The sequence below is a fragment of the Arthrobacter arabinosi genome (genome assembly GCF_054511115.1).
The window spans coordinates 1-9312 of sequence record NZ_JBTNDF010000019.1 but is presented as its reverse complement, the minus strand read 5'-3'; the positions used below and the strand labels follow the sequence as shown (position 1 = coordinate 9312).

Below are 9312 nucleotides of genomic sequence, written 5' to 3'. Positions count from 1 at the left end.
CACGCGGTGGCCGCGTCCATGTCCATCACCATGACGACCCGGGCAACCGCGCTACACCACTATGCGGGGCACAACTCCCGCGCTACGGGCGACGTCGTCCAAGCGCGGGCGAACACTGCGGGGTTCGGAGGTCATGGCTTCAATGTAGTGCCAGCCCAAAATTCATCCATGAAACTTTGCGCGAAACTTTCATATTTTCGTTGACTGCCGGTAGTGGCCTCTCTAAGCTCGGGGTACCCACCCCTCCTCAGTCCGACTCAGCAGAGACGCTCGGTCGGGAAGGATCACCATGACACCCCGAGACACCACGGGCACGGCTCAGCTGGGCAGCAGGCCCTCCTTGAAGCGCCAGACCCGACTAGCCGCCGCCGTCGTCCTGACCGTACCGCTCCTCGCCACGCTCATGCCGGCCCCCGCGATGGCCGACCACACAGATGTACCAAACACTGTCGGGCTCGTCGGTTCCCTACAATCCGAGCTCGGCTGCCCTGGAGACTGGCAGCCCGACTGCGCAGCAACACAGCTTGTACCTGTGGACGGATCGCCGGACACATGGGCGACAACCTTCGATGTTCCCGCCGGCTCCTATGAGTACAAGGTGGCGCTAAATGACTCGTGGGGAGAGAATTACGGTGCCGACGGCGCAGCCGGCGGCGCCAACTTGGCGCTGCAGACAGCGGGAGGCCCGGTGACTTTCACCTACAACCATCGAACGCACGTCATCTCGAGCGATGCACCGCAGGCTCCCACGGCCACAATGGCGGGCCATTGGCTCGCCGAGGACACCCTCGCCTGGGACGTCGATCTGCCCGCCGATACGCAGTACAGGCTGTACACGGCGCCCGACGGCGGACTCGCCGTCGAGGACAACGTCGTCACGGGCGGAACATACCTCGGGCTCGAGCGCAGCGGCGACGCACTGCCGGCCGATCTCGCGGCCCGGTACCCGCACCTCGCCGCCCTCGATACTTTCAAGCTCGGCCGGAAGGACGCCCGGAACGCAGGCAACCTGCTGAAGGGGCAGCTGCTCCTGGCGGCGGTGTCACCGGACGGCACCGTGCTGGCGACCACCGGTGTCCAGGTACCCGGTGTGCTCGATGACCTCTACTCAGGCGCCGCGCGTAACGAACTTGGGCTCACCTGGAAGGGTCAAAAACCGCAGCTCGATCTCTGGGCGCCGACAGCGCGCAGCGTCTCCGTGCAGGTCTTCCGGGAGGGCTCCGGAGGCGATCCAATCGCCACACGTGCCCTCCGGCAGGACAAAGACGGCGTCTGGAGCGTCAAGGGCGAGAAGGACTGGAAGGGCGCGTACTACCTGTACGACGTCGAGGTCTTCGTGCCCGAAACCGGCACTGTGGAACACAACCTGGTTACCGACCCGTACAGCGTGGGCCTGTCCACGAACTCCGAGCGGTCCCTCTTCGTCGACCTCACCGATCCGAACCTCGTTCCGGCCGACTGGAACCGGCTCCCGAAACCCGCCCTTGAGCGCCCGGAGCAGTTGAGCATCTACGAACTCCACGTGCGGGACTTCTCAATCAGCGACACCACCGTGCCCGAGACCGAGCGCGGAACCTACGCTGCCTTCTCACGTCAGGACAGCGATGGCATGAAGCGCCTCTCCGGGCTCGCCGACAGCGGGCTGAACGCTGTGCACCTCCTCCCCGTCAACGACATCGGCACCATTGAAGAGGACAGGTCCCTGCAAGCCGAACCCGCGTGCGACCTCGCGTCCTACGCCCCGGACAGCACGAAACAGCAGGAGTGCATCTCGGCTATCGCCGGGCAGGACGGCTTCAACTGGGGCTACGACCCCCTGCACTACACGACACCAGAGGGCTCCTACTCAACCAATCCCGAGGACGCTACCCGCATCCGGGAGTTCCGCGGCATGGTCGCCTCGCTCAACGAATCCGGACTGCGTGTCATCCAGGACGTCGTCTACAACCACACGGCCGGCGCGGGCCAAGCGTCAACCAACAATCTCGATCGAATCGTGCCGGGCTACTACCACCGACGCAATCCCGAGTCGGGCGCCGTCGAGACCTCAACCTGCTGCCCTAACACGGCAACCGAACACACCATGATGGGCAAGCTGATGATCGACTCGATCGTGACGCTCGCCCGGACCTATAAGCTGGACGGATTCCGATTCGACCTGATGGGACACCACTCGAAGCAGAACATCCTCGACGTCCGCGCTGCGCTGGACAAGCTCACGCTCAAACACGACGGGATAGACGGCAAATCCATCTACCTCTACGGGGAAGGCTGGAACTTCGGAGAGGTCGCCGATGACGCCCGCTTCGAACAGGCCACGCAAGCCAACATGGCCGGTACTGGCATCGGAACCTTCAACGACCGCCTTCGTGACGCGGTACGCGGCGGAGGTCCATTCGACGAGGATCCACGAGTCCAAGGCTTCGCATCGGGGCTGCTGACCGACCCCAATGGCATCGAGGCAAACGGGACCGAGGACGAACAGCGTGCCCGGTTGCTCCAATCACAGGACCAGATCCGGGTAGGCCTGACAGGCAACCTGAAGGACTACGCCTTCACCGACCGGTTCGGCAATGAGGTAACCGGGGCAGACGTCGACTACAACGGCTCTCCCACCGGATACACCGCCGATCCGCAGGAAGCCATCACCTACGTTGAGGCGCACGACAACGAGACCCTCTTCGATGCCCTCGCCTTCAAGTTGCCGACCGACACACCCATGGCTGACCGGGTCCGCATGCAAACACTGGCCCTTTCGACGACGGCGCTGGGACAGGGCGTGTCCTTCTGGCACGCTGGCGGAGAGGCACTGAGGAGCAAGTCACTGGACCGCAACAGCTACGATTCCGGCGATTGGTTCAACTTCCTGGATCACACCGGAACGGACAACGGCTTCGGACGCGGGCTGCCTCCACGCACCGATAATGAGGACAAGTACGGCTTCATGCAGCCGCTGCTCGCCGATCCGGCACTGAAGCCCTCGCCCACCGACATCGAATCGGCCCTTACGCAGGCACAGGAGCTACTGCGCATTCGCCAGGGTAGCCCGCTCTTCAGTCTCGGCACCGCGGACCTTGTTCAGGAGAAGCTTTCCTTCCCTGGAACGGGCCCAACTCAGGCACCCGGCGTGATCGTGATGCACCTCGACGACACGGCCGGTCCGGACCTTGATTCCAAGCGCTCGGGCATCGTGGTGGTATTCAACGCTTCCGACGAAACCACCATGCAGCAAGTACCAGCGGCAATAGGAAAGGGTTTCGCGCTGCACTCCGTACAAGCTAATGGGAGCGACGAATTGGTTCAGCAGGCAACAGCCGATGCGAACGGTGTCTTCACAGTTCCCGCGCGGACGGTGGCGGTCTTCGAGGCGCAATAAGTCAGCCTCGAGCGGCTGAACGTAGTCGTTGGCCCCTAATTGGATCAGGGGCCCACGCGGACCATCCACCAGTGACCCTTCCTCTACAGGTCCTCGGCGTTGACCGTTGCACGAGTTCTCTCCTCAGTGAACCCCGTACAGCGGTCAACGCCGCCGCCGGTTGTCAGCCGAAGAAGCGGCAACCCATGTCCACCGGCCTAATACGATGCCCTGACCTCCAGTTGGCCTGTTGGGCATTGGTCATAAGTTGCAACTGTCATAACTCGTACTCAAAGAAGGCGGCTCAGGGAGACCGACCGCCGTCAGCTGACCTTTCACTGCACAGCGATACAGCATTCGCCATAACTCGCCCCTCCAGAGGAGACCCTGTGAAACCCCGCCACGCCACCGTAGTCGTGCTGACCGCCCTTGTTGCCGGTTCCGTCACGTCCCTGCCCGCCCATGCCGCCCCGAAGGATCCCGGCGACTCCCCTCCCCCTACTGCGCAGCATTCCTTGCGTTCGGCCGTCACCGACGAGAACTTCTACTTCGTCATGGCCGACCGCTTCCAGAACGGGAGCACGGCCAACGACGACGGCGGTCTCGGATCTGATCCGTCTGTGTCCGGCTTCGACCCCACCCGGATGGGCTATTACAACGGCGGGGACCTCAAAGGCCTCCTCCAGAAACTCGACTACATCCAGGGCATGGGCACCACCTCCATCTGGCTCACCCCGAGCTTCAAGAACCGCGCCGTGCAGCCCGAAGACGGAACTGCGGGATACCACGGCTACTGGATCACCGACTTCACCCAGATCGACCCACACCTGGGCACCAACGACGACCTCAAGGCCCTCATCGACGCAGCGCACGCGCGCGGCATGAAGGTCTACTTCGACATCATCACCAACCACACAGCCGACGTCATCGGGTACGACGCCGGAGAGCGGGCTCCCTACATCTCAAAGGACGAGGAGCCGTACCGCGACGCCGACGGCACCGGGTTCGACGACCGCGACTACGCGGGCACGGGCACCTTCCCGGAGCTGGACGCTACGACGTCGTTCCCGTACGTACCCGTGGTGTCCGAAGCCGACCGGGACCTCAAAGTCCCCGAGTGGCTCAACGATCCCACGCTGTACCACAACCGCGGCGACACCACCTTCGCCGGCGAGGACGCCTACTACGGAGACTTCTTCGGGCTCGACGACCTCTCCACCGAGCACCCGCGCGTGGTCGACGGCATGATCGACATCTACAAGACCTGGATCGCCGACTTCGGCGTCGACGGCTTCCGCATCGACACCATGAAGCACGTCAATGACGAGTTCTGGCAGGCCTTCGGGCCCGAGGTGCTCGCTTATGCCCAGGAGCAGGGCAAGGACGAGTTCTTCATGTTCGGCGAGGTCTTCGACACCTCGAAGTCCTTCACCTCGCAGTTCACTACCCGCAACCGTATGCAGTCCGTCCTCGACTTCCCGTTCCAGGCAGCGGCCCGGGGCTATGCGTCGCAGGGCGCGCCGGCGACTGATCTGCAGGCCTTCTTCGCGGGCGACGACTGGTACACGGACGCGGACTCCAACGCCTACAGCCTCCCGACGTTCCTCGGGAACCACGACATGGGCCGCATCGGTAGCTTCATCACCTCGGACAACCCGGGCGCCGCGGAGGAGGAGCTGCTGACCCGGGACACCCTCGCGCACGAACTCATGTACTTCTCGCGCGGCAACCCGGTCATTTACTACGGCGACGAACAAGGGTTCACCGGTGTCGGAGGCGATAAGGAATCCCGACAGAGCCTGTTCGCAAGCCAGGTTCCTGACTACCTCGACGACGACCTCCTCGGCACCACAGCAACCCACGCCACGGACAACTTCGACCCCGGTCACCCGCTCTACCAGAGCATCGCGACCCTTGCCGGGGTCACCGCCGAGCACCCTGCCCTGCGCAACGGCGCCCACCAGCACCGCTACGCCTCCGACGGCCCCGGCATCTACGCCTTCTCCCGCATCGATGCGAAGGACCAGCGCGAGTACGTTGTGGCCCTGAACAACAGCACCGAACCGCAGACCGCGGTCATCCCCACCTACGCCGCCAAGCGCAGCTTCGGACTCGTCTACGGCGAGGCACCCGCCCGGCTGAAGTCAGGTGCCGACGGCACGCTCAGCGTCACCGTACCCGCACTGTCCACCGTGGTGTACGAGCTCTCAGGCAAAATCCCGCATTCCAAAGCGGCTCCGGCCATCACACTGCAGCAGCCTGCGCCGAGCGCGGAGGACAACGGCCGTATGAAGGTCGCCGCCGACGTCGCCGGGTCCTCGTTCTACGAGGTCACGTTCGAGGCTCGGGTGGCGGGATCGGACTGGGCAAGCATCGGCACGGACGACAATGCCCCCTACAGCGTCTACCACGACACCACCGCACTACCGACTGGAACTGCCGTCGAGTACCGCGCGGTGGTCCTCGACAACGGCCGCCACACACGGACCTCCGCCACGGTACCGGCCACCGTTCCAGCGTCCCGGCTCACCATGGGCCTGCCCGCCGAGGGGACGCAGGTGCAGGGCGAGGTGGAGGTGACGGCGACGGCGAGCCCGGAGGACTCCGACTACGCCGTGACACTCGAACGCAGCATTGCCGGCGGAGCGTGGACCGCCATCGGCACCGATGACTCATCACCGACCTACACCGCCATCGACGACCTCACGGCACTCGGCCTTGCCGAGGGCACCAAGGTGAGCTACCGGGCCGTGCTCGGCACCTCGATCAGCGACATCAGGACAGTGACCATCGGGTCGATCATTGACCAGCCGGGCACGGTCGCAGTGGCCGGCAACCTCGACTCGGAACTGGGCTGCGGGGCCGACTGGGACCCGGCCTGCGACCAGGCACAAATGATATTCGACGACGCATCCCAGAGATGGGTTCTTGACGTCGCGGATCTCCCCGCTGGCAGTTACCAGTACAAGGCCGCCCTGAACCGAGGCTGGGATGAGAACTACGGAGCCGGCGGTGCGTTCAACGGCACCAACATCGCACTCAACCACGCTGGCGGCCCGATAACCTTCGTCTACGATCACCGGACGCATGTAATCACCACGCAGTAATCACTCCACAGGAATGACGGCGGCCGAAACCTTAAGGTTCCGGCCGCCGTCGGCATGATGCAACATAGACAACCGTTCCTAAAATGCCCCTCAGAATGGAGCACGAAAGCGGCATGATTTCGCGACAGCTCGGTAATTCATCCCTAAGCGTTTCTGCACTTGGTTTCGGTGCGGGCCATATCGACACGACGGATCTGAATGAGAAGACCGCGCAGGACCTCCTTGATACCGCCCTTGGGTTGGGCATCACCTTTTTTGATACCGCCCGTGGCTACGGGGCGTCGGAAGAACGGCTGGGACGATGGCTGGTCCCACACCGGGACCGCGTCGTCCTGTCCACGAAGGTCGGCTACGACGTTCCAGGGCAAAAGGACTGGACCGCCGGAGCCGTCACAGGCGGCATCGACCGGGCCCTGAAAGTACTGAACACCGATGTCATCGATGTTGTCTTCCTGCACTCCTGCCCCCTGTCTGTTCTTCAGCAGGGAGACGTTATCGACGCGCTGCTTGCCTCCCGCGACGCCGGAAAGATTCGGGTCCCGGGCTACAGCGGTGAGAATGCTGAACTGGCCTGGGCCGCGGGCGCCGGCGTCTTCGGTGTCCTTCAAACTTCGGTGAACCTGACCGACCAGCACTCACTAAGGCACACACTTCCCCGCGCTCAGGAACACCATCTCGGGGTGGTCGCCAAACGTCCCCTAGCCAATGCCCCGTGGCGCCACACCCATCGACCCACCGGGATCTACGGGGAAACCTACTGGGATCGGCTCCAACGTATGGGTCTCCATCCCGCCGACGGCGACTGGGCGGGAACCGCCCTGCGATTCTCGGCCTTCGCCCCCGCAGTCAGTACCGCCATCGTCGGCACATCCAACAAACGCAATCTCACAGCCGCAGTCACCGCGATCGATAAAGGGCCCCTGCCTGCCCCCGAGCGGGAACGATGGGAACAGGCGTTCGCTCCCTACGACGGGGAATGGACCGGAGAGATCTAGAACCCAAACATTTGCCTAGTTGGCCCCAGGGGACAAAACTGCCAAACCACCGGTGCGACCACTCTTGAAACAGATATCGATTGTTCTCACCACTGGAGCGGTTCTGCTTTCTGGCAAGCATGGTCAGTACGAATGTCCTGGATTGGGAGGTGGAGCACTACTGGTGCACGGAAGCGGTCAAATCCTGTTTGCCCGAGCTTGCACGAAGTTGCCTGTGATTAGACCCCGTTCTGGTTCCGGATACCATCGGCTCGACGGGGATCGCTCCCATCCGCGCCGCATCGCTTCGCATATCTGCAGGCGACATCGAGGTCCGATGAGTTTGCTGTCGCAGGACCGTCAAAGAAGTAGTGAAGGGCCATTCGGTCTGCTTCATAGAATTAATCTCAGGAGTGATCATCATGGCAGCACCCCTTGTTTTCATCAGCTTCCCCGGAACCGCGAAGGAAGCACTCCGGTTCTACGCCGATATCTTCGGAGGCGAGCTGTACCTGAACTCGTACGAGGATCACGGCAGGACCGACGGCCCACCCGACGCTGTCGCTCACGGGGTCCTTGATGGCGTCGTCTCACTCGCTGGTTCTGACACGCCAGAAGGAGAACCCTCGGTTCGATGCGAAGGCCTGTTGCTCTCCCTACTAGGCACCGCTGAGCCGACCGTGCTGCATGGGTGGTTCGACAAGCTCTCCGCCGGCGGTACAGCGATCGATCCCCTGGTGCAACGGCCGTGGGACGGCGTGGACGGCCAGGTCACCGACCGACACGGGCTTCGGTGGCTCATCGGCTACGAGTCGAAGGCGTGAGCGATGATTAGCTGCTTGCCCAGCTGGCGGCCGGACGCGCCCACGTACTGAACCCCGTCGCGGGTCTGACCGAACAGCAGATGAGCACGCCACTCGTTCCGTCGGGGTGGACAGTGACGCGCCTGTTAAACCACCTTGCGTTCGATGACGAGATGTTCTGGATCTCAGCCGTCATCGGTCGAAACACTGCTGCGATCAGAGCCCTCCACGACGGGTGGCACTCCGTACCGATGACCGGTGTGGATGCCGTCCGTATCTACCGGGAACAAATCATCAGTAGCGACAAGGTACTCGCCGAGGTCGATCTGGATGCCCCTCCCCGCTGGTGGCCTCCAGCCAGCCAGTTCGACCAGCCCCCCATATCGGACGGTCACGAGGTCGCGTTCCGCGTCCTCGCGGAAACCTCAGTCCACGCCGGCCACCTCGACATCGTGCGTGAACTCATCGACGGACACCAGAACCTCGTCGTGAACTAACCACCACCCACACCTGCAGGACCAGACAACCATGGAAAGGCCAGTCAATGCCCGACTTCGCCATCCTCATCTATGGGGACGAATCCCTCCATGCCCTCGACGCCGCTGAAGCCGACCTCGAGGAAAACGACCAGCACGCACGAGACCTCCAAGCCTCGGGCTCAATGTCCCTCGCCTACGCCCTGACACCCAGAGCCAGTGCGGTCTCCATCGGACACGACAGCACGACGACGGGACCGTTCGTCCAGGCCGACCAGTTTGTCGCGGGCTTCTATGTCATCGAAGCACCTGATCTCGACGCCGCTATCGCGATCGCCCGTCTGAACCCGGCCGTGCGCACCAGCACAGGAGGCATCGAAGTACGCCCCGTGCACAGCGGAGAAATCATCACCAAGAGCCCGTAGAGCGGCCCACGGGTAGAGGATCTCCTGAGTGACTGAGAAGGCAGGTGATGCCCAGGCCGACAGGTTTGTGCGAAACCGGGTAGTAGAACGCGTTCGGGACTGCCCCGGATTTCGTTGACTCTCGGGGTTTAGTGTTGTCAGGCGGCTTTGAGGCCGTTATTGAGTATCTCAA

Annotated in this window: 6 protein-coding genes; all 6 read left to right on the top strand. The window is 63.1% G+C overall.

From position 1 onward, the window contains the following. Positions 1 to 289: 289 nt before the first annotated feature. Positions 290 to 3376 (top strand): pullulanase-type alpha-1,6-glucosidase, encoded by a 3087-nt coding sequence (gene pulA, locus ACX80P_RS16755; protein WP_459279234.1) that lies wholly within the window; start codon positions 290 to 292, stop codon positions 3374 to 3376. A 368-nt stretch (positions 3377 to 3744) separates the two neighbouring features. Then, positions 3745 to 6462, top strand: coding sequence for an alpha-amylase family glycosyl hydrolase (locus ACX80P_RS16750; RefSeq protein ID WP_459279233.1), 2718 nt, complete (start codon positions 3745 to 3747; stop codon positions 6460 to 6462). Positions 6463 to 6557: 95 nt separating this feature from the next. After that, on the top strand, positions 6558 to 7457 hold the full coding sequence (locus ACX80P_RS16745) for an aldo/keto reductase (protein ID WP_459279232.1): 900 nt from the start codon (positions 6558 to 6560) through the stop codon (positions 7455 to 7457). Positions 7458 to 7858: 401 nt separating this feature from the next. Beyond that, positions 7859 to 8260, top strand: a complete 402-nt coding sequence (locus tag ACX80P_RS16740) for a VOC family protein (RefSeq protein ID WP_459279231.1) — start codon at positions 7859 to 7861, stop codon at positions 8258 to 8260. Positions 8261 to 8271: 11 nt separating this feature from the next. Then, on the top strand, positions 8272 to 8736 hold the full coding sequence (locus ACX80P_RS16735; RefSeq protein WP_459279235.1) for a mycothiol transferase: 465 nt from the start codon (positions 8272 to 8274) through the stop codon (positions 8734 to 8736). A 47-nt stretch (positions 8737 to 8783) separates the two neighbouring features. Continuing rightward, the gene (locus ACX80P_RS16730) at positions 8784 to 9140 is read left to right on the top strand and encodes a YciI family protein (RefSeq protein WP_459279230.1); all 357 of its coding nucleotides are present in this window, start codon (positions 8784 to 8786) and stop codon (positions 9138 to 9140) included. Positions 9141 to 9312: the final 172 nt, after the last annotated feature.

Excerpts from the sequence above, each read along its gene's own strand:
- pulA (WP_459279234.1), top strand. The coding sequence starts at position 290 with ATGACACCCCGAGACACCACGGGCACGGCTCAGCTGGGCAGCAGGCCC.
- ACX80P_RS16745 (WP_459279232.1), top strand. The coding sequence starts at position 6,558 with ATGGAGCACGAAAGCGGCATGATTTCGCGACAGCTCGGTAATTCATCC.
- ACX80P_RS16740 (WP_459279231.1), top strand. The coding sequence starts at position 7,859 with ATGGCAGCACCCCTTGTTTTCATCAGCTTCCCCGGAACCGCGAAGGAA.
- ACX80P_RS16730 (WP_459279230.1), top strand. The coding sequence starts at position 8,784 with ATGCCCGACTTCGCCATCCTCATCTATGGGGACGAATCCCTCCATGCC.